This window comes from Collinsella sp. AM41-2BH, assembly GCF_003468085.1.
Classification (GTDB): domain Bacteria; phylum Actinomycetota; class Coriobacteriia; order Coriobacteriales; family Coriobacteriaceae; genus Collinsella.
Genome location: NZ_QSGH01000006.1, coordinates 279 through 21,382 on the forward strand (window position 1 = coordinate 279; position 21,104 = coordinate 21,382).

Sequence of the window (21,104 nt, forward strand, 5' to 3'; positions counted from 1 at the left end):
CCAGGCCGCAGGCGAGGTGCACCGCCGCGAGCGGGGAGCGCGCCAGGCGCAGGGCCTCGGAGAGCAGGGCCCGCGGGAGAGTCATGCGCGGCGTCGGGTCGGAGAGTCGTGTCATGGCCATCACCTCTCCTCGGAGCGCGCGAACCAGGCCGCGCCCGCCGCCGTGAGCGCGGCGAACGCGAGCGCACAGACCGCAAGGCCCGCCAGCGTGAGCACGCCGTCCGCCGCGAGCGCCCCGCCGAGCGCCATGTCCGCCGCGAGCGGCTCGCCGCTCGGCAGCACGGGAATGAAGCTCGTGGGGATGACCATGCTCGCCGACGGCGGAAAGAGCTGCGGCAGCGGCATCAGCGACCAGGCGAACCCACCCACGAGCTGCGCGGCGAGCGGGCAGAAGATGCCCGCGAGCATGCCGAGCCTCGCCGTGAGGAAGAGCCCTGCGGGGATCATCCACGCCGCGGTCACCGTGTTGGCGAGCGCGCAGAGGAGCATCGTGAGCGTGCCCGCGGCCGTGAGACCCTGCGAGGAGAACGCCGATCCCGCGAGGTAGATGCCGAAGACCACGAGGTTCGAGAGCGTGCAGAGCGCGAGGCACCAGAGCGCCTTGGCCCACCAGGCGCGCCCGAGCGGGAAGCCCAGGCCCAGAAGCCCCCGCATCCGCGTGCGCGCGTCCGCCCGCGCGACGCACGCCACCACGAGCGAGAGAGACACGGGCAGGAAGAGCGCGTACCAGTAGTTCCACGCGCTGAAGATCTGCACGCCCCGGTAGGGCATCGCGCCGAGCAGCGGCATCGGCAGCGCCATGAGCACGGCCAGGCGAACCGGCGCCGCGTGGCGCGACTTCAGGGCCTCGGCGCGCAGGCCCGCGAGCAGGCCGCCTTTCTCGCCCGTCATGCCGCCACCTCCCCGCGCGCTCGTCGCCCTTCCCGGCAGAAGCTCATGAAGAGTTCCTCGAGGTCCTGCCCGGGACGAAGCGCATCCTCGTAGGCGAGGCGCCCCCCGCAGATGATGCCGATGGTGTCCGCCATCTGCTGCACCTCGGAGAGGATGTGGCTCGAGACGATCACCGTCGTGCCCGACGCCGCGAAGCCGCGGATCTGGTCGCGCAGCTCCTCGATGCCGATGGGGTCGAGGCCGTTGGTGGGCTCGTCGAGCACGAGCAGGCGTGGCCGGGCGATCAGCGCCAGCGCGAGCCCCAGGCGCTGCCGCATGCCCATCGAGAAGCGCCCGGCGCGCTTCTTCCCGGTGTCCGCGAGGTCCACGGCGGCGAGCACCTCATCTATGCGGCTCTCGGGAAGGCCCAGCAGCGTGGTGCGCACGCGCAGGTTCTCTCGCGCGGTGAGGTTGGGGTAGAGCGGCGCCTCCTCGATGAGGCTGCCGATTGCGTAGAGGTCCTCGCGGCGCCAGGCGTGCCCGGCAAAGAGGATCTCCCCGGCCGTCGGCCGCAGCATCCCGCAGATCATCTTGAGCGTTGTCGACTTGCCGGCGCCGTTGGGGCCGAGCAGCCCGTACACCTCGCCCTCGCGGATATGAAGGCTCACGTCGGCCACGGCGTCCTGCGCCTGGTCGCCGCGGCCGAAGCGCTTGGTGAGCCCGCGCGTCTCGAGCATGTAACCCATGGGTTCGTCCTTTCTCTTCCGGGCGCGCGGGCCGAGCCATCGTGCCCGCGCGCCTCACCTTTCGGGTTCACCATCCATGGTGGGGCGCGTTTCTAACGAAGCCGTAACGGCCGTTGGGCTCTTTTGGCGCCAACCCTTCTCGACCCGCACATCATGATTAATTTGCTTAAAGCAACAACTTTCCCGATCGATGTAATCACCGAATCAAAACGTGTACGTCAGCCATCAAAGATGCCGAAAAATGTCATATTTGGAGGCTGATGTACACAAATGCAGAATCCCGCACAACCCAGTAGCATCCTCCATATGTCTGGACTCTCTATGCTTACGCTGGATAGACATCGCCGGAACGGGTATAGTAGCGAAAGTTTTGTCGTTAACCAGCGGGGGAGTCCTGTGGGCATCAAAAAGAAGATCAAAAAGGAGCTTATCGGCACTTCCGATTACCCGTCGAATAAGATCTTTACGATCTCCAATTTCATCACCTTTACGCGCCTGATCCTCACCCTGGTATTTCTGTACCTGTTTGTGGCGGATAACAACCGCGTCATCGCCATCGTTATCTACGCCGTTGCCGCCTCTACCGACTGGATGGACGGTCAGATCGCCCGCATGACCAAGACGGTCTCGTGGCTCGGCAAGGTCATGGATCCCATCTGCGACCGTGCGCTGCTGTTCACCGGCGTACTTGGGCTGGTGGTCCGCGGAGAGCTGCCCATCTGGGTCTGCGTGCTCATTATTGGCCGCGACATCTATCTGGGCATCGGCACGCTTATCGTGCGTCATTATCACCGTCGCCCCATCGATGTCGTCTTTCCCGGAAAGATTGCCACTGCACTGCTCATGACTGGCTTCTCGCTCATGCTGCTCGGGTTCCCCGTTATTGACGGCCTGCATCTTTTACCTTCAACCCTTACGGCCTTCCCGGGCCTCAACGGAAGCTCGGTGCCCCTCGGCATCTTCTTTGTGTACGGCGGCGTGATCTTCTCCATGCTCACGGCTGTCATCTACTCCATTAAGGGCGGAGCGGCCATTAAACAAGCTCTCACGCATCCCGAGGACGAGGACATCGACTTTCTGAACCCTGAAATCGAAGACTGATTCGTTGGGGTATGATTACGTACGGTTCATTATTTGCGGCACGTCCGCGATAAGTTAGGGGTTGTCATGGACAACATGGTTAACAATATGCCTCACAATGATAAGACTGCTGACGCTACCTGCGTATTCCGCGTGCCTTCAAGCGACGTCACCGTTCCCGACCTCATGGCCAACGTGCGCATCACCGCCCCCGTTCTGTCCATCGTCAAGGGTCCGCAGACTGGTGCCGCCTTTGAGCTCGAGGACGACGTGACCACCATCGGCCGCGATCCTGCGAACGGCATCTTCCTCAATGACATGACCGTTTCGCGTAGCCACGCGCACATTATTCGCGAGGGCCTCGGCGCTCGCATTGAGGACCTGGGCTCGCTCAATGGCACCTGGGTCGACGGCGCCATTGTCAATGCGGCCCCGCTGCACGATGGTTCTTCCGTCCAGATCGGTACGTTTACGCTCATCTACCACGAGAGCACGCCGGAGCGCATCGAAACCGGTGAGTAGGGCATGGCCGAACGCAACTATCTGAGTATCGGCCAAGTCGTCAACCTTCTTCGAGGCGCATACCCCGATCTTTCGAACTCAAAAATTAGATTTCTAGAAGATGAGGGGCTCATTACCCCTCATCGTACGCCTAAGGGATACCGTCAGTACTCCAAGGAGGACGTTGATCGCCTGGAGGTCATTCTGCACTTGCAGAAGACCCGCTACATGCCGCTCAACGTGATTAAGCAGCGCTTGGAAAACGCCACGGACCTGTCAACGCTCGCCTACGAGGTGGGCTTGCTGTCCGATGTTCCGCTTAAGACGGAGCCCAAGGAGACCAAACAAAAGCTGCATCCCATCGAGACCATTCCCGATATGCTGGGCGTCGAGATCTCGTTTATCCGCTCGCTCGCCGAGAACGACCTCATTCGCATCATCAAGAGTCCGCAGAACCGTGAGCTCGTCGATGGTCGCGATTTTCCGATCATCCGCTACTGCTCCGAGCTGTCACGCTTCCATATCGAGCCGCGCAACCTGCGTCAGTACGTGTCTTCCGCCAACCGCGAATCCTCGATGTTTGAGCAAGTGCTCGTAAGCATGCTCGGCATGGACACCTCCGATGACGAGCGCGACGCCAAGCTCGAGCGTGCGTTTAAGAAGCTTCACGACCTGACGGAGGGTGTGCACACTGCGCTGCTCAAGAACCGCGTTTTTGAGTCGCTCAACGCCGTGGTCGAGGACGCCGACATCGATGCACTCGATGAGGAAATCACTCGCTCCGAGTTCACCAAAGCAAAAAACGAAGAAACTGTCGCGCCGGCTTCGCACGAGGATTCTCTCGTAAAGCCGCTCAAGGTCGTCGCCCCTTCGCAAACCGGCACCGCCACCGCGGGCAAATAACAGCTGCCGCTTATCCGGCAACCCATTGAAAGGTCATGCAATGTACGACTTCGAATCTCAAATCGTCGACATCCCCGACTATCCCGAGCCCGGAGTCATCTTTAAAGACATCACGCCGCTCTTTGGCAATCCCGAGGCGCTCAAAGCCATGACCGATGCCCTCGCCGAGCACTTTGCCGGCATGGGAATCACCAAGGTCGTGGGCCCAGAGGCTCGAGGCTTTATGGTTGGCGTACCGGTGGCTGTAGCCCTTGGCGCCGGCTTTGTTCCCGCACGTAAACCGGGCAAGCTGCCGCGCGAGACCGTGAGCCAAAGCTATGAGCTCGAATACGGAACGGATTCCATTGAGATCCATGCCGACGCTATCAGCTCTAAAGATACCGTGTTGATTCTGGACGACTTGGTCGCGACGGGCGGAACCGTCGAGGCAACAGGTAAACTGGTGCGAGATATGGGCGCAAAGCTTATCGGTTACGGTTGTATACTTGAGCTTGCGTTTCTCAACCCGCGCGAGAAGCTCACGCCGTCTGATGACGATGTGGAGCTCTTTAGCCTGGTGACGGTAGACTAGCCGTTACCCTTAGTTACTGGAAAGGAAGCTACATGCGCACAGCAAACACGCACAAAAACATGGCACGCTGCGCTGCTACGGCAACCCTCGCTTGTGTTTTGGGCTTGGGCCTCGCGGCTCCTGCCTACGCCGATACCGCATCCGACCTTGCCGCTGCTCGAACGAAGCTCGAGCAGATCGGTACCCAAACCCAGCAGATTTACGATGAGCTCGCCACGCAGACGCAGGCGCTCGATCAGACTGCTGGCGAGATCACGCAAAAGCAGCAGGAGATCGCTGACGGTCAGGCCAAGCTCTCGACCTATGTCGCCGGCGAGTACAAAACCGGCGGTCTGAGCCTGCTTCAGGTTTTGACGGGTGTCGATGATCTGAGCGATATGCTCAACCGTCTGTTCTACTACGGCAAAGTTTCCGATAAGCAAGCTCAGACCATTCAAGAGGTCAAGGAGCTTAAGCAGCAGCTCACCGATAAGCAGGCCGAGCAGGAGAAGAACGTCGCCACCACGCAAAAGAAGGTCGATGAGCTTAACGCCCAGCAGGCTGAAGCCCAGAGTGTCGTGAACTCCCTGGATTCACAGTTGCAGGCCGAGCTTGCTGCTGAGGCCCAGGCCAACGCCGCGCTGCAGGCTGGCATAAATGCTAGCACCGCCGAAAAGGCCACGGTGAGCAACGACACCGCCGGTACGAGCGAGAACACCAACAAGGGTGGCGGTACGACCAACGACGGCGGCGGAAACACGCCCGCGCCCGCTCCCACTCCGCAGCCCCCGACGCCCGCTCCGGCTCCGGCTCCGGCTCCGACGCCTTCCGCACCGAGCCAGTCCGTTGACGGCGGTTCCGTTGTTTCGCGTGCCTATAGCAAGCTCGGATACGCTTACTCTTGGGGTGGCATTGGGCCGAACAGCTTTGACTGCTCCGGTTTTGTAAGCTATTGCCTCACGGGACGCTACTGCCGTCTGGGCACCACGGTCGACTTCATGGGTTGGACCCGTGTGTCCGATCCGCAACCCGGCGATGTTGTGGTTAACTCCTACCATACCGGCATCTATATCGGTAATGGTCAGATGATCCATGCTTCCGACTACAAAACGGGCGTCATCATCAGTTCCGTCGCAGCCGGTATGAACAACAACTACATTTTCGTGCGCTACTAAGTCACTCTGTATAGCGAACGAAGGTGAACCTCGTGGCCTTTGAGCTGCGAGGTTCATTTATTTATGACCGTGCTCCATACATGATCCTAATGTGCTAGTTTTCAATACTAGATGCACGCTTCATCGGTGAGCAATATAGCTATAATGATTGAGAAGCATATAGAAAGGACCCTCTATGAGCTGGGCACTTATCTCCGATTCAAGCTGCAACCTCCGCGATTGGCAACCGACCGCGCCCCATACCGCCTTTGCATTTGCGCCCCTCAAAATTCGAGTGGGGGAGCGTGAATTCGTCGATGACCTTTCACTCGATGTACATGAGCTCAACTGCGCTGTTCAGGCGGAGACGAACGCTTCTTCGAGCGCTTGTCCCAGCGTAGGGGAGTGGGCCGAGCTCTTCAAATTGGCAGACAAGACCATCTGCATGCCAATCTCTGAGGGCGTGTCGGGCAGCTACAACGCAGCAGCCACGGCTCGCGATATGGTTCTTGCCGAGGAGCCCGACCGGCAGATTCATCTAGTCAATTCGCGCGCAGCAGGCGGCAAGATGGACCTGATCTTCTTGCTGTTTGATCGTTATCTTGCAAGCAACCCGGATGTCTCATTCGAGGACGCTTGCGCATACTTCGATAGCCTTGAGCAGAACAGCAAAATCCTCTTCAGCTTGTGCAATTACGAAAACCTGGCCAAAGCCGGACGTATCCCTAAGGCAGCCGGCGTCATTGCCAACAAGCTCAATATCCGCATTTTGGGCACGGCGAGTGAGGCCGGTAAAATCGAACTCGTCGGTCACACGCGTGGCGAAAAGAAGATGCTCAACAAGATCATCGACACCATGGAAGCTGAGGGCTTTACGGGCGGTGAGGTCGTTATCGACCATGTCGAGAATGAGGCAGGCGCCCAAGCACTTGCCAGCCGAATTGTGGAGCGCTGGCCCGGCTCCAAGACCATCATCATGCCCTGCAACGGCCTGGATTCCTATTACGCCGAGATGCACGGCCTCATCATCGGCTACGGCATGGACGTGGCTTCGGGCCAATAAAGTCCAACCAAGCAAAAATACGGGCGGGACAAAGTGACAGATGACCCTTTGCTCCGCCCGTTTTATACGTCGGCTAGCTATTAAACCCATTAAACTTTAGATAGCTCATCAGGTACGCCTTCGAAACGAAGGATGAAACCGCACTGCGCACAAGCAGCGACTCACGCGTTACCTGATGCGCCGTATCGGGAACCGGCGTCTGCTCGACGGAAAACGCCGAACGAATCGATGCCTCGAGCTGATCGACCACATAATCGAAGGCCGTCGGGGCATCGTAGCTCAAACGCTGAATGTTAAAGAGTGCCTGCACCGCAGCAATAGGTAACACCTGCTTAAAGAGGCAGATAGCGATCAGGCGGGCAATCTGCTCGCGGCCATATTGCTTTTTGACCGGAGCAGGCACCAGGCCGACCTTCACGTAGTTATTGATCATCGATGGCGTAATGACAGGGTGCTCAACGCAAATGGACAGCGGCTCCATCCACAGCGCAACATACTCAATGACCTGGTCGCGGTAGAGCGTCACATTGGGCAACTGGTTATAGCGCGGCAGACTCAACGTATTGAGTTTACGCACGATATCGGACTGAATGAATGCATCGGGTAGCACCGTGGGCTGAATATCCTCAGGCTTAATACTGACCGACGAATCGGACATCGGAATAACGTGTTTAACGTGGTTCATAAAGGTCCTCCGTTCATTTTCTATATTGTATTCTAGGTTATCTAGTTTTGCATACCACATAGCCGGCAAGTAAAAGTGGTTGGACAACACATTGATGCATCGTCCAACCACTTTGTGTAAAGATAGCAACCTTACATAAGATATATTATCGTACTTATTCACGGAGAAACGCGTATGCGCTCGTTGCTGCTATGGCTCCGTCCGAAACGGCGGTCACAACCTGGCGTAAACGCTTGGAACGGATATCGCCGGCTGCGAATAAGCCGGGCGTACGGGTGGCCATCGAATCGTCGGTGACAATGCCGCCGTCAGGAGCCAGATCGACTAGATGCTCAACCAGCTCGGTATGCGGCAGCATCCCCGTAAAGACAAAGATGCCAAACGAGCCAGGTTCAAATGACTCGGTATGAGTCTCATCGGATGCATTGTCCTTAAAGGTGATCGTCGTTGGCATTGCTTCGCCCGAGAGCTCCACAATACTAGTTTGGTACCTAACTGTAATATTGTCCTTTTCGAGTACTTTCTGAACAACACCATCAGGCGCACGAAACTGGTCGCGGCGCAGCACGATGGTCACGCTGGTGGCAATGTCTGACAGGAACAGCGCCTCTTCGCATGCCGAATTGCCACCACCGATTACAAAGACCTGTTTGCCGCGGAAGAACATGCCGTCACATGTTGCGCAATATGAAACGCCACGACCGCGATACGTATCCTCGCCTGCGAAACCTGCCGGACGCGGCGTGGCACCCATGCAAGCGATAACGCTCGAGGCCAGCGTATCGCCCATATCGTGATGTACCGTAAACAACGCTGCATCGGCATCGTAATCGATACCCGTAACCATGCTCCATGTAACCTGTGCTCCCAGGCCCTCTGCATGCTGCTGAAAACGCTCGCCGAGTTCGGCGCCACTCAGGAGCGGGAAACCCGGATAGTTCTCGACCTCATTGGTTGTGGCGATCTGCCCTCCCGACATGCCCTGCTCAATCACGGTCGTCGTCAGGTTGGCACGCGCAGCATAAATGGCGGCAGCATAGCCCGCGGGGCCGCCACCGATAATCGCAACATCGATCGGCTTATCGGTAGTCATGAAGCGTCCTTTCGTCGAAACGTTGTCGTTCTTTGCGCTCGTACCCAAATTTACGTGAACGTGACACTCATGCACTACAATGATAAAACCGTATTGCAAAGCTGAAGGGGAGTTATCGATGGACCAGGCGCAGACGAGTGACGACGCTCCCCTGCTCACGCACAGCACTCCTCAATCGGAGCAAACCACGCTCCTGGCTCAGCAAAAACCTCTCGTGACCATCGTGCACGCCTCCGTTGGCTCGGGCCACAAGGCCGCCGCAAATGCGATAGCGCAGGCCTTCGACCTCATCCGCGGCACCAATGGCATCCCCGAGGATGTTGAGATTGAAGTGCTCGATATCCTTGATTTTGGACGTATTAAATTCGACGGTAATAAGACCGCGGCTTCTTTTACGGGAGCCACGCGCCCCATTTACGACCTGACCTGGAGATATACACTTACGGGACATCTTCTCTGGGGTGGCGGCACGGCATGGTCGCGAATCATGTTCCCCGCCTTCAACGAATATATTCGTAGCCGCAGGCCCATAGCCGTGGTCGCAACGCACATCACAGCAGCCAATGTTGCCGTGGGTGCCCGCATAATTACGGGTATCGATTATCCAGTCATCTGCGTACCGACCGACTACGAAGTCGAGGGCTGGTGGCCCCACAAGGACACCGATCTATTCTGTGTTGCCAACGAATTTATGTCCGAAACGCTGCGTCCGCGCAAGGTGCCCGAGGCAAAGATTCGCATTACCGGCATTCCTATTCGCGCCGGATTCGACACGGATTACGATCGCGAGGAAGAGCTAGCCAAGTTCAACCTCCCCACCGACAAGACCGTCGTGCTGGTTATGGCCGGCGCCAGTTTACCTCAACCGTACGTCCGCTTTCGCGCGGCGATGGACCAGACCCTCCCCTTCCTACGCAGCTTTGAGGACATGCATTTTGTCTTTTTGCCGGGCAAGGATGAGGAATACGCCGACCGCCTCAAGACGCTCTTCGACGCCATGAAACTCGAAAACGTTACGGTTCTGGACTACGTGGACGACATGGCGGCCCTCATGCACGGCTGCGACCTGGCAATTCTCAAATCGGGCGGACTCACCGTCACCGAGTGCCTGTGCGCGCATCTGCCGATGATCCTGCTGGGCAAGTCCTATGGCCAGGAAAAGGCCAACACCACCATGCTCACCGGCATGGGCGCCAGCATGCATGTCACCACCGCACGAGAGCTCATCGTGACGTTGCGTCATCTCCACGATCATCCTGAGTCGCTCAAGGCACTGCTCATCAACGGCGAAGTACTACGCCGCCCCCACGCAGCCGAAGACATAGCCATCGCAACCATGGAGCTCGTAGGCAAACCCCAAAAGCGCAAACGAGCCTTCTGCCGCTTCTACTGGGGCGAAAAACCTGCGCATATCCGCTAGGCGATAGTCCGCTGCTCGGCGGGAGCCGCCCATATATCATTCCATGCTCAAACATTCTCGCTGCGCAGGGCGCACTAATCCCGCCCGTCCGGGGCTCACCCATATCATTCCATGCTCAAACATTCTCGCTTCGCAGGGGCGCATCAATCCCGCCCGTCCGGGGCTCACCCATATCATTCCATGCTCAAACATTCTCGCTTCGCTGCGCTCGCTGCGAAACTGCGCGTGGAACGATATGGGTGAGCCCCGGACGGAAGGCTTCTTGCTTGAAAACAAATTACAAATCTAACCAGTAAGCCGATGCGACAAAGGAGCCAGACCTTTGTCGTATCGGCTTACCAATTAGGCATGATTTTTGGCTTCTAATGAAGGTGAGGCATGGTTAGTCGCGAGAATGTAAACGTAGCTCACCAGTGGGAGGGGCCTATATATCGTCCCGCGCGCAGTTTCGCAGCGTAGCGAGAATGTTTGAGCACGGGATGATATATAGGCCCCTCCCACTGGTGAGCGGACGATTGAGTTTAGGCGACGCCGCTAGAACCGAAACCGCCGGCTCCTCGGTCGGTTTTGTCTAGTTCTTCTACTTCTATGAGGTTGACCGTGGGGACTTCTTGGATGACGAGTTGGGCTATGCGGTCGCCTTTGTTGATTTGGATGTCGTTGGTGGGATCCAGGTTGATGAGGATAACCTTGAGTTCTCCTCGGTAGTGGGCGTCGATGAGGCCCGGCGTATTGACTATAGACAGGCCCTGCTTGATGGCCAAGCCGCTGCGGGGCTGGACGAAGCCGGCGTAGCCATCGGGCAGGGCGATGGCCAGCCCCGTAGAGACCAGACGGCGTTCGAAGGGCTTCAGGACGCAGTCCTCGTTGGAGCGCAAATCCAAGCCGGCATCAGTGGGATGGGCGTATTTGGGAAGCTCAACGGTGGGATCGAGACGCTTTATGTTGACGGTAATGTTGGACATGGAATCACCTTAGCTTGTCGAGCTCTTGCAGAAACTCATCGACGTCTTTGAAATCGCGGTAGACCGAGGCAAAGCGGATGTACGCCACCTTGTCAATCTTGGCCAAGCGCTTGAGCACCATGTCACCCAACTCATGGGACGTGACGGCCGTCAGTGTGCGAGAGCGCAGCTCGACCTCGATGTCGTCGATAATCTCATTGAGCTTCTTAGTGTCGATATCGCGCTTGATGGTGGCGCGCATCAAGCCGACGAGCAGCTTATTGCGATCGAACCGCTGCTTGGTTCCGTCTGACTTAATGACCTCGATTGGGTCTTCGCATCGCTCGAACGTTGTAAAGCGATAGTTACACGAGCAACATTCGCGACGGCGCTTAATGGTGTTATTTGACTCCTGCATACGAGAATCAACGACGCGGGTATGTGCCTTGCCGCATTTGGGACAGCGCATGGTACCTCCTCTTAAACGATAACAAGGGTACCATGCGCAGCGCGATAATGATTACGAACGAGCAGGAACCTTAAGATGCGCACCGGCGGCGAGCGAACCATGCTCCAGATGATTGACGTTACGGATCATGTCGGAAGTCTCTTGCGTGGAAAGGCCTTCGATTGGATATTCCTCGGCAAGCGACCAAAGAGAATCGCCAGTCTGAACGCGAATGGTCTCGTAAGTAATGTTGGAAACGGACTCGGCATACGCGGCGTGACGAGAGCTAAAGACCGAAGTAGCGAGGACAAAGAAGAGCGTAAGCGCAACGGCGACGGCGACAATCGTCGGAACCTTCAGGGCAACGCGGGCCGGCGCGACTACAGCCTGCTGATTGCGCGCAGGCTTTACGGTCAAAGGTTGAATGCCGGAGCGGCCACCCTGAACAACCGTAAAAGTGGGTTCTGCAGGCGTCTCGAGCTTAAGGGCGAGGTTTCCCTGGACCATATTCGTTGCGTTCATCATGTTCTCCTCTCGCGTGTTTTGCTGAGAACAGTTTTATCAAGCCGCGCGGACAAAAATGTCTAGCGCGAGAACGAATGTTCGGTTATTATTATCTTCGAACAGTTGTTCCTGTCAAGCAAAATTCGAACATTTGTTTGACATGGGTAGAGAGGATGCCCTGATGGCTCGCAAAATTACCAAGCGTCAGCAGCAAATTTACGACTTCATCAAGGAGTATCAGCAGGAGAAGGGTTATCCGCCCAGCGTGCGCGAGATGGCTTCTGCCGTGGGCCTTTCCTCCCCCAGCACCGTGCACGCCCATCTCTCTGCCCTGGAGGCGCGCGGGCTGCTCAAGCGCGATGCCACCAAGCCGCGTGCCCTGGAACTCTTTAACGAGGATGGTTCCTCTGTCTCAATTTCTAAATCTGACGAGCCCACCGCACCTCGCGGAACGGTCTCGCTACCGCTCGTTGGTCGCGTCGCGGCTGGGATTCCCATTCTGGCCGAGCAGAATATCGAAGACACGTTTACTATCCCGACCGAAATCGCCACTGATCAGGGTTCCTTTATCCTTGAGGTGCATGGGAGCTCAATGATCAATGTCGGCATCTTCAATGGCGATTACATCATCGTCCGTGAACAAAAGAGTGCCATGAACGGCGAAATTGTCGTGGCCATGATTGATGGTTCGGCGACCGTCAAGACGTTCTACAAGGAGCAGGGGCGTGTGCGCTTGCAGCCCGAGAACGACACCATGGAACCTATCTATGCAACGAATCCCGTTATCCTGGGCAAAGTCGTCGGCTTGATGCGCCGGTTCTCGTAATGCAAAAACGCATAACCATATTTGATACCGTCCGCGGGTTTACGATGATTTCTATGGCAGGTTTTCACGCTTGCTATGATCTCGCCTACCTGTACGGCTGGGATATGCCCTGGTTTACCCAGTCAGCCTTTCAAGACATCTGGCGCGCCAGCATCAGCTGGGTATTTTTGTTTATCGCCGGTTGGATGTGCACCCTTTCGCGCAACAATATCAAACGTGCCGCCAAATACGCCTTAGCAGCACTCGTTGTCTGGTTGGCAACAACACTTGTCTCAGTCGACGATTCGGTTAATTTTGGCATCATCTACTGCATGGCCGCATGCACCGGCATCGTGGCGTTGACCGATCCCGTCCTTAAGAAGATAACGGCGAGATGGGGCATGCCCCTATGCCTTATGTTGTTCGCAATCACCTGGAGCATCCCCAAAACGATCTACCCTGTCCCCTACCTGGCGTGGCTGGGATTTCCGAGCCCTGGGTTTATCTCAGGTGATTACTACCCCATCATCCCGTTTATCTTTATGTATCTTGCAGGATACTTCGCCGCACACATAGCGCAGGGAATCGATAAGACCGTCCCTAGCTGGGCCTACGCCAACCCCCTGCCGGCGCTCGCCAGCCTTGGACGTCACGCTCTCCCCTTTTATCTGCTGCATCAGCCCATCATTCTGGGCATTTTGGAGCTCGTCTACTCGGTGCGATAACGCTCGAGCCGCGGTGCAATACGAGCCGGCAACTTCGCCACAATGCGAACGCCGTCCTCGAGATATTCCTCATGCAGAAGGGTTCCCTGCTCATGCACCAGCGTGATGAGAGCGCCCTCGCGATACGGGATATCAGCGGAGAGCAACACATCGGTGGCAGCTGCCTCGCGAGCAATCCGGTCGACGAGATCGTCGAGCCCCTCGCCCGTTTGGGCCGAGAACAGAACGGCCTCCGGATAGCGACGACGGAAACTCAATCGATCGACGCTATCGAGAAGATCGATTTTATTGAATACGGTCAGCGTTAAACGCTCTCCGGCGCCGATCCCATCAAGCACGCGGTCGACAGCCTCCAGCTGCCGCTCATAGTCCTCGTCAGACGCATCTACGACTTTGAGAATTAGATCGGCACCCAAAACCTCGGACAGCGTCGATTTAAAGGCATCGACCAGACCATGCGGCAGCTTTTGAATAAAGCCGACGGTATCGGTAATCGTCATGCCGCGACCGCCGGGCAGACGATACGAACGCGTCGTCGGGTCGAGCGTAGCAAACAGCTTGTCCTGCGAAAGTACCGTAGAGCCGGTCAGACGATTGAGTAACGTCGATTTACCGGCATTGGTATAACCGGCTAACGCGACGCGAAACGCCGGTGACTCAATGCGACTCTTGGATTGAACATCGCGACGCTGTTCAACCTGCTTGAGCTCACGACGAAGCGCAGCGATCTTATTACGAATGAGGCGACGGTCGACCTCGAGCTGACTTTCGCCCTGACCAAAACGTGAGCCGATGCCGCCGCGCGTCTGCTCCTTGGCGAGATGGCTCCACATGCCACGCAGGCGAGGCAACAAATATTGAAGCTGTGCCAGCTGTACCTGCAGGCGTCCCTCACGCGTCTGAGCATGCAGGCCAAAGATATCCAGGATCAGTGCTGTACGATCGATAATCTTTACCGGCTCGCCCACGGCTTTCTCCAAATAGGATTGCTGCGAGGGGGTCAGGTCGTCGTCAAAAATAACGACATCGGCATCCATGCGATGCACCAGGCCGCACAGCTCTTCAACCTTACCGGAACCGATAAACGATTTAGGATACGGCTTTACCAAACGCTGCGACAAGCGTGCCACGCACCGGGCACCAGCTGTGTGGGCAAGACGCTCCAGCTCATCAAGCGAGCGATCGAGCGGCCATGCATTGTCGCGCCACTCAACACCAACTAAAATGGCACGCTCGGGCTCGGGTGCCGTGGGAACAAGGGGGAAACGGGCCATTAGGCAGCCTCAATACGATGCAGGATATCCTCAACGACCTCATCGATCGTACATTCATCCATATCAAACCACACGATACGGTCATCGCGCTTAAACCACGAAAGCTGACGCTTGGCATAACGACGCGAACGCATCTTAATGAGTTCGCGGGCCTCATCCATGCTCATCATGCCATTGAAAGCATCGATGATCTCTTTATAACCAATTGCCTGCATCGACGTCAGGGCATCTCCCAGCCCCTGGTCCATAAGACCACGGACCTCATCGACAAGACCCTGCTCAAACATCAGATCGACGCGCAGATTAATGCGCTCGTAGAGCACCTCGCGATTACGCGTCAAACCAAACCATAGGGCATGATAATGCTCGTGCGGAACACTAAACTGCGACTTTTGCTGCGCATAGGAGACGCCATCATCATGCATCTCGAGCGCACGAATCACACGGCGCACGTTATGGGGATGAATAACAGCAGCCGATTCTGGATCGCGCTCGGCAAGCAAGGCATGCAGTTCTTCCTCGCCAATACGCTCGGCAAGCTCCTGATAGCCCGCACGACGATCGTCCTCAAGTTCACCCGAGGGAAAGTCCATCTCATCGAGGGCGGCCTTGAGATACAGCCCCGTACCTCCGCAAAAAACCGGCAGGCAACCCGAACCAAGGAGACGTTCAACATGCGCGCGAGCGTCGGCCTGATAAAGCGCAGCAGAATATGCCACACCCGGCTCTACAATGTCGACGAGACGCAGCGGCGCTGTGCACTCATCGGGCGCCATCTTTGCGGTACCGATGTCCATGCCGCGATAGATTTGCATCGCATCGCACGACAGCACTTCGGACGAAAGACGAGCTGCCAAACGGTCGGCAACATCACTCTTACCAACCGCCGTCGGACCGACGATCGCAACGGCGGAAAGACCTGACCCGGGAGAAACCATTAGCGCGGCTCGCCCACAACGGAGCCGGACAAATACCAGGTCTTGGCAACGTCAACGTCAACATCAACGATCTTGCCAACAAGCTGATCGATGCTGTAACCCTCGGGGATAGGCGCATGCACGGTCTGATTCTTGGGACTCTTGCCCAGCAGGACCGCGTCGTTCTTTTTACTCGTTCCCTCAATGAGCGCCGGAACCACAGTATGAAGCTCACCCTGGTTATACTCGTGTGCCGTGGTCTCGATAACCTTAACCAGACGGTTGAAACGCTCGAGAATAACCTCATGCGGCGTAGGATCGTCAATCTCGGCGGCCGGGGTACCGGCGCGCTTGGAATAGATGAAGGTATAGGCCTGAGCATAGCGGACCGTCTCGGCAAGTGAGAGCGTCTGCTCAAAGTCTTCTTCAGTCTCGCCCGGGAAGCCAACGATAATGTCGGTCGAGAGCGCGATATCGGGCATGCGGTTGCGAATGCGATCGACCAGGCCCAGATAGTCCTCGCGTGTATAACGACGATTCATCTCTTTGAGGATCCGCGTCGAACCTGACTGGACGGCCAGGTGCAGTTGCGGCATAACGGCAGATGTCTCGGCCATGGCGTCGATGGTCTCGGGCAGCAGATCCTTGGGATGCGAAGACGTAAAGAAGATACGCTCCACGCCCGTATCGCCCACGGCACGCAGCAGATCGGCAAAACGCGGCTTGCCAAACAGATCGCGACCATATGAATTAACGTTTTGGCCCAACAGCGTAATCTCACGCACGCCCTGGCGCACCAAACCGGTCACCTCGTCGACAATCTCCTCGAAGGGGCGGCTCTTTTCGCGACCGCGCACGTACGGCACGATGCAATAGGTGCAAAAATTATTGCAGCCCGTCATGATGGGCACCCAAGCGTGATACTGAGTCTCGCGATGCCACGGCATGCTCATGGCGTCCGTATCCTCATGCTCATTGGTGCGGATATGACGCTTGCCATCAAGGAACGCCTCGGCAATGAGCTCGGCCACATGCGCGATGGAATGCGTGCCAAAGATGACATTGACGTTATCGACGTTGGTGAGCAGGCCCTCGCCATCGCGCTGCGCGATGCAGCCACCAACGGCAACCACGCGCTTGCCAGAAGGCGAAGGCGGCAGGCTTTTGCAGGAATTGCACTGACCGTACAGGCGAGTATCGGCGGCCTCGCGCACGCAGCACGTCATGAAGACAACGATATCGGCATGCGCGGGATCGAGCGCCATGAGGCAGCCATACGAATCAAGCAGACCGCTCACGCGCTCGGAATCGTGCTGATTCATCTGGCAGCCAAAGGTGCGGATAAAGTAGGTTTTACCGGCAAGAATATCGCGTACGGAACGCTGGTCCATGTGCATAAGTCCTAACGATGGGGAGCGAAACAAAGCAAGCAGAAGCTATGCCACAGGCTTAACATCATCAATGACGACGTTATCCATAGCAGCTCGATTGATCTGGTGAACGTAGATAGAAAGGCGGATGGCCGTGCGCGACTCCCCGTTAATGAGGATGTCGGAGAACACGGGCGCGCAGGAAATATCAAAACCGGTTGGAATCAAAAAACCGCGCGCGATAGCAACGGCCTTAATGGCCTGGTTGACGGCACCGGCGCCGACACACTGGATGTTGACGGGTACACCATCCTTGACCATGCCGGCGATGGCGCCGGCAACGGACGCGGGCGATGATTTGCTTGATACCTTCAGGCAATCCATGAAGAAACTCCTGCATTTAAAAGTACGTTTTAACTGCAATAACTGTATCGTACCGAGTGGACTCGGTAAAGGCACTATTCCTCTTTGGCAAGATCAAAGGTCACGGTGATTCGATCACGCGAAACGCGAATCTTTGGGTCGCCGCAAAGGTTGAGATAGTACCGGGCAGCAAGGTCATTAAAATCGCGCTCCACAGCACGCGAAAACTGTGCCATGTCATCCTTAGCAATACGTAGCCCGCGACGATCCTTCGCGAGATCGACAGGAGCCGGCGCATGCGAGGACGAGTCGCGCTCGCGCAGCAGACGCGCGGTCACACCGCGAACAGGCTTAATCTGCCCTGCCAAAATGCGATGGGCCGTGCGCTCGGACATCTCAAGACCCAAACCCGAACAGATACGGATAAAGTCCTCGGCATCAGAAGCAAGGCCTAAACGATCGACAACCGGAAGCTCGCTCTCGTCATCAATGAACAGGAGACGAGACGTATCAAGCCGGCTTGACGCCTGAGCATAAAGGGTCGCGGCAATCTCGGACGGAGAACCAAGATAGACATCGCAACCACGCAACTCCTCGAGCGCAAACTCACAAGCAGCGCGAATAATATTATGCGGACCGCGAGCACAGACATAACGTCCGTCCTCATCCTTGACGGCCTGGGGCCAGCTGGACTGATCGGCACGCTCACTGAGGCGGTCGGCCGCGACGCTCACCTTAAAGGCTGAACCAAGATCGACGCCGGACGTGACCACACGGGCCTCATCGGTGTTCTGCTTGATCGAAAACAATGCCATGCCACGACCGTGAACGCCCCAACGGTCCATCTTCATGCTCTCGAGCTTGGAGGTAACGCGGGCATCAAAGATTCGCTCTTGCATATCCTGCGGAACGCCCGAACCGTTATCCAGAAAGACAAGCGTGCGGACGCCGTCTTCCTTGGTCGTGGCGAGATAGACCTTGTCGGCGCCGGCATCGCGAGCATTACGGAGCATTTCGATGACGATATCCTCGACATGCTGAATGTCGTGCTTTGCCTGGCGCCGCTCGGCCTCCGAAACGCGGAGGCGGACATACCCCTCGCCAAGGTTCTCCTCGACGCGAAGGTTGCCCTCCCCCGACATCGACGCGATAAATGAGATGAGCTCGTTCGCGTCGCTCATGTTATTTAGCGATATCGACAGCGCGGCTCTCGCGAATCACGACGACGCGCACCTGACCGGGATACTCCATCTCTTCCTCGATCTGATGGGCGATATCGTGAGCCAGGACCGTGGACTGGGCATCGGAAATCTTGTCCGGCTGGACCATGACGTGGACCTCGCGACCGGCCTGCATGGCATAGGTACGTTCGACGCCGTCATGGGAGTTGGCGATCTCCTCGAGCTTATCAAGACGCTTGATGTAGTTCTCGGCAGACTCGCGACGGGCACCGGGGCGAGAGGCAGAGACAGCATCGGCGGCCTGTACCAGGACATCGAGCACCGTATTGGGGTCGACATCGGCATGGTGAGCCTCGATAGCGTGGACGATAACGGGCTTCTCGCCATAACGGCGGGCAAGCTCGGCGCCGATGACGGCATGCGGGCCCTCGACGTCGTGGTCGATTGCCTTGCCCAGGTCGTGCAGCAGGCCGGCGCGCTTGGCGGTCACAACGTCCAGGCCAAGCTCGGAAGCCATCACGCCGCACAGATCAGAGACCTCGAGGGAATGCTGAAGCACGTTCTGACCAAACGAGGTACGGTAGCGCAGGGCACCAAGGGTCTTGACGATCTCGGGGTGCAGATCGTGGATGCCGGTATCGAAGGCAGCCTGCTCGCCAGCCTCGCGCACGCGCTGCTGAACCAGGTCGGCGGCCTTGTGATACATCTCCTCGATACGGGCAGGGTGAATGCGGCCGTCGGCGATGAGGTTCTCGAGGGCGACACGGGCGGTCTCACGACGGACCGGGTCGAAGCTCGAAAGAACGACGGTCTCGGGCGTGTCGTCGATCACGAGGTTGACGCCGGAAACCTGCTCGAAGGTCCGGATGTTGCGACCCTCGCGACCGATGATACGGCCCTTGAGGTCATCAGAGGGAATGTGCACGGAGGTAACGGTGACCTCGGCAGTGTGATCGGCAGCGCAGCGCTGAATCGCCAGAGACAGAATCTCCTGGGCGGTCTTGTGGCACTCGGCGCGAACCTGCTGCTCGGACTCGCGAATGATCGTGGCGGCCTCGTGGGTGACCTCGCCGCGAACCTTATCGAGGAGCTCCTTGTGGGCGTCCTCGCGGGTAAGGTCGGCGATACGCTCGAGCTCGGAGGTCTGCTTTGCGCAGAGCTCCTCGAGCTCACGGGAGCGCTTCTCGACCTGACCGGCCTGGCTGGACAGCTGATGCTCGCGCTTGTCGAGAGCGTCGTTGCGGCGATCGAGGGATTCCTCGCGCTGCATCACGCGGTTCTCGAGCGTACGAATCTCGTTCTTACGCTGCTTGTCCTCGGCCTCGGCGGCCTGCTTGTTCTTGATGATCTCCTCTTTAGCCTCGAGCAGAGCCTCTTTTTTGAGGGTCTCGGCCTGACGCTTGGCATCACCGATCAGGGACTCAGCCTGTGCGTGTGCCGACTGGATTTTTTCGTCGGCCTCGTGAAGACTACCCTGCTTGGCGGTGCGCATGTAGGCAATGGCGGCGATGGCACCCAAAACGATGCCAACGAGCGCTGCGATGATAGGCATGCTCACTCCTTTTTATGGATTCGTTACACAACAAAGCGAACCGTCCTTACGAACGGCTCGCGACATTTGAGTAATATGGGCGCAGCTTATGCGGGTCGGATACAGATAAACATATAAACAAACTCATCACAGATGAGCACATATCACAAAGCAAATGACAGTGTTTATCGTACGTTGAACCACAACAACTGTCAAATAAATGGCCCCAGCACGGCGGCTAAAACGCGGTGAACGGCAGGGCCACAAAACGCATACGCCTAAACCGCACATTCCTCACGTTCGGCATCGAGACGTGCCTTAACGGCATCGGCGGCGATGTGATACGAGAAGCCCTTGCCCATCAAAAACCGAACCAGTTTTTCGAATCCGCGCGTCTCTGGAACACGCCGCTTGGCGAGCAGGGCTGACGCACGCGCCAAATCGTCTTCGACGGCAAAATAATCCTCCGGATAACCGGGAATGTCATCGAGCACGACATGAAGGCGCTTGAGCTCGGTCTCGATTTTACGCTGTCCCCAACCGCGCCGCTTGCGTTCCTCGATAAAGTACGAGCAAAAGCGGTTCTCGTCTAAAAAGCGATACTCGGTGGCGCGCTCGACGGCGAAATCGATCGCGGGCTGGCGAAAGCCGTAGCGTGCCAACTTGTCACAGACCTCACCCGTCGCATGGTCGCGTCGCGATAGCATCTCGGTCACCATGGTAAGTGCACATTTACGCTCGATGAGCTGCACCGCTTCACGAAAGTTATCCCAATCACAGGGAAGATCGGGGCGATTTTTGACATACAGGCGCGCAACCCGCACGGGAATCCAAATGGACCGCTCAAAACCGCCCTCAAGCTCACAATCGATATGTGCGCAAGGCTTTTTGGACGCATACCCGCTCGAGAACGAGGAGGCCGCCTTCTTATCGGGAAAGACGACCGTGGCCTCGGTCACCGTATACGACATGAGCGT

The 21,104-nt window shown here is 57.4% G+C and carries 23 protein-coding genes; 9 read left to right on the forward strand and 14 right to left on the reverse strand.

Translation table 11 applies throughout. From position 1 onward, the window contains the following. Positions 1–120: 120 nt before the first annotated feature. Together DW899_RS04195 and DW899_RS04200 are read right to left on the reverse strand one after the other, a co-directional pair. Positions 121–891, reverse strand: coding sequence for a hypothetical protein (locus DW899_RS04195; RefSeq protein ID WP_117800102.1), 771 nt, complete (start codon positions 889–891; stop codon positions 121–123). Beyond that, positions 888–1,616: a lantibiotic protection ABC transporter ATP-binding protein gene (locus DW899_RS04200; RefSeq protein ID WP_117800103.1), complete on the reverse strand. Its 729-nt coding sequence runs from the start codon at positions 1,614–1,616 to the stop codon at positions 888–890. Before DW899_RS04200 ends, DW899_RS04195 begins: the two co-directional genes overlap by 4 nt. 396 nt (positions 1,617–2,012) lie before the next feature. Here DW899_RS04200 and DW899_RS04205 point away from each other — a divergent pair, with 396 nt between their 5' ends. The 6 genes from DW899_RS04205 to DW899_RS04230 all read left to right on the forward strand — a co-directional run bounded on the left by DW899_RS04205 (position 2,013) and on the right by DW899_RS04230 (position 6,867). After that, entirely contained in the window at positions 2,013–2,717 is a 705-nt protein-coding gene (locus DW899_RS04205) for a CDP-alcohol phosphatidyltransferase family protein (RefSeq protein ID WP_117800104.1), read from the forward strand. Positions 2,718–2,783: 66 nt separating this feature from the next. Further along, on the forward strand, positions 2,784–3,218 hold the full coding sequence (locus DW899_RS04210; protein ID WP_199570262.1) for an FHA domain-containing protein: 435 nt from the start codon (positions 2,784–2,786) through the stop codon (positions 3,216–3,218). Between the two features lie 3 nt (positions 3,219–3,221). Continuing rightward, positions 3,222–4,100, forward strand: coding sequence for a MerR family transcriptional regulator (locus tag DW899_RS04215; protein ID WP_117800105.1), 879 nt, complete (start codon positions 3,222–3,224; stop codon positions 4,098–4,100). Between the two features lie 40 nt (positions 4,101–4,140). Next, positions 4,141–4,671 carry an adenine phosphoribosyltransferase gene (locus tag DW899_RS04220; protein ID WP_117800106.1) on the forward strand — a complete coding sequence of 177 codons (531 nt, stop codon included), beginning with the start codon at positions 4,141–4,143 and terminating at the stop codon, positions 4,669–4,671. Positions 4,672–4,703: 32 nt separating this feature from the next. Next, on the forward strand, positions 4,704–5,825 hold the full coding sequence (locus tag DW899_RS04225) for an NlpC/P60 family protein (protein ID WP_117757799.1): 1,122 nt from the start codon (positions 4,704–4,706) through the stop codon (positions 5,823–5,825). Between the two features lie 175 nt (positions 5,826–6,000). Next, positions 6,001–6,867 (forward strand): DegV family protein, encoded by an 867-nt coding sequence (locus tag DW899_RS04230; RefSeq protein ID WP_117800107.1) that lies wholly within the window; start codon positions 6,001–6,003, stop codon positions 6,865–6,867. A 73-nt stretch (positions 6,868–6,940) separates the two neighbouring features. Here the strand turns inward: DW899_RS04230 and DW899_RS04235 are convergent, their stop codons facing one another. Further along, positions 6,941–7,552: a DUF1836 domain-containing protein gene (locus tag DW899_RS04235; RefSeq protein WP_199570263.1), complete on the reverse strand. Its 612-nt coding sequence runs from the start codon at positions 7,550–7,552 to the stop codon at positions 6,941–6,943. 154 nt (positions 7,553–7,706) lie between these two features. After that, positions 7,707–8,645 (reverse strand): NAD(P)/FAD-dependent oxidoreductase, encoded by a 939-nt coding sequence (locus tag DW899_RS04240; protein ID WP_117800108.1) that lies wholly within the window; start codon positions 8,643–8,645, stop codon positions 7,707–7,709. Between the two features lie 118 nt (positions 8,646–8,763). Between DW899_RS04240 and DW899_RS04245 the strand changes: the two genes are divergently transcribed. After that, positions 8,764–10,065, forward strand: coding sequence for a glycosyltransferase (locus tag DW899_RS04245; RefSeq protein ID WP_117800109.1), 1,302 nt, complete (start codon positions 8,764–8,766; stop codon positions 10,063–10,065). 521 nt (positions 10,066–10,586) lie between these two features. Here the strand turns inward: DW899_RS04245 and dut are convergent. Genes dut through DW899_RS04260 form a run of 3 tightly spaced genes read right to left on the reverse strand, consistent with a single transcriptional unit; the run spans position 10,587 to position 11,979 of the window. Continuing rightward, the gene (dut, locus tag DW899_RS04250) at positions 10,587–11,030 is read right to left on the reverse strand and encodes a dUTP diphosphatase (protein WP_117800110.1); all 444 of its coding nucleotides are present in this window, start codon (positions 11,028–11,030) and stop codon (positions 10,587–10,589) included. 4 nt (positions 11,031–11,034) lie between these two features. After that, a complete protein-coding gene (gene nrdR / locus DW899_RS04255) occupies positions 11,035–11,478 on the reverse strand; it encodes a transcriptional regulator NrdR (protein ID WP_022093781.1) in 444 nt (147 codons plus the stop codon). 51 nt (positions 11,479–11,529) lie between these two features. Next, positions 11,530–11,979 carry a LysM peptidoglycan-binding domain-containing protein gene (locus DW899_RS04260; protein ID WP_158566569.1) on the reverse strand — a complete coding sequence of 150 codons (450 nt, stop codon included), beginning with the start codon at positions 11,977–11,979 and terminating at the stop codon, positions 11,530–11,532. 163 nt (positions 11,980–12,142) lie between these two features. Between DW899_RS04260 and lexA the strand changes: the two genes are divergently transcribed. Next, positions 12,143–12,787, forward strand: coding sequence for a transcriptional repressor LexA (gene lexA, locus DW899_RS04265; RefSeq protein ID WP_040359862.1), 645 nt, complete (start codon positions 12,143–12,145; stop codon positions 12,785–12,787). Then, positions 12,787–13,491, forward strand: coding sequence for a heparan-alpha-glucosaminide N-acetyltransferase (locus tag DW899_RS04270; RefSeq protein WP_117800112.1), 705 nt, complete (start codon positions 12,787–12,789; stop codon positions 13,489–13,491). The genes lexA and DW899_RS04270 overlap by 1 nt, the downstream gene beginning before the upstream one ends. On the opposite strand, the gene hflX is transcribed toward DW899_RS04270, so the two are convergent. From hflX to DW899_RS04305, 7 genes are all read right to left on the reverse strand, one after another. Then, entirely contained in the window at positions 13,476–14,765 is a 1,290-nt protein-coding gene (gene hflX / locus DW899_RS04275) for a GTPase HflX (protein ID WP_117800113.1), read from the reverse strand. The two genes, DW899_RS04270 and hflX, sit on opposite strands and share 16 nt — an antisense overlap. Further along, positions 14,765–15,703 carry a tRNA (adenosine(37)-N6)-dimethylallyltransferase MiaA gene (gene miaA / locus DW899_RS04280; protein WP_117800114.1) on the reverse strand — a complete coding sequence of 313 codons (939 nt, stop codon included), beginning with the start codon at positions 15,701–15,703 and terminating at the stop codon, positions 14,765–14,767. Before miaA ends, hflX begins: the two co-directional genes overlap by 1 nt. Then, positions 15,703–17,073 carry a tRNA (N6-isopentenyl adenosine(37)-C2)-methylthiotransferase MiaB gene (gene miaB, locus DW899_RS04285; RefSeq protein WP_117800115.1) on the reverse strand — a complete coding sequence of 457 codons (1,371 nt, stop codon included), beginning with the start codon at positions 17,071–17,073 and terminating at the stop codon, positions 15,703–15,705. The genes miaA and miaB overlap by 1 nt, the downstream gene beginning before the upstream one ends. Positions 17,074–17,118: 45 nt before the next feature. After that, entirely contained in the window at positions 17,119–17,436 is a 318-nt protein-coding gene (locus tag DW899_RS04290; RefSeq protein ID WP_117564291.1) for a stage V sporulation protein S, read from the reverse strand. A gap of 74 nt (positions 17,437–17,510) precedes the next feature. Continuing rightward, a complete protein-coding gene (locus DW899_RS04295) occupies positions 17,511–18,596 on the reverse strand; it encodes an ATP-binding protein (protein ID WP_006235981.1) in 1,086 nt (361 codons plus the stop codon). Position 18,597: 1 nt separating this feature from the next. Then, positions 18,598–20,148 (reverse strand): ribonuclease Y, encoded by a 1,551-nt coding sequence (gene rny / locus DW899_RS04300; RefSeq protein ID WP_117800116.1) that lies wholly within the window; start codon positions 20,146–20,148, stop codon positions 18,598–18,600. Positions 20,149–20,405: 257 nt separating this feature from the next. Beyond that, the gene (locus DW899_RS04305; protein ID WP_117800117.1) at positions 20,406–21,098 is read right to left on the reverse strand and encodes a regulatory protein RecX; all 693 of its coding nucleotides are present in this window, start codon (positions 21,096–21,098) and stop codon (positions 20,406–20,408) included. Positions 21,099–21,104: the final 6 nt, after the last annotated feature.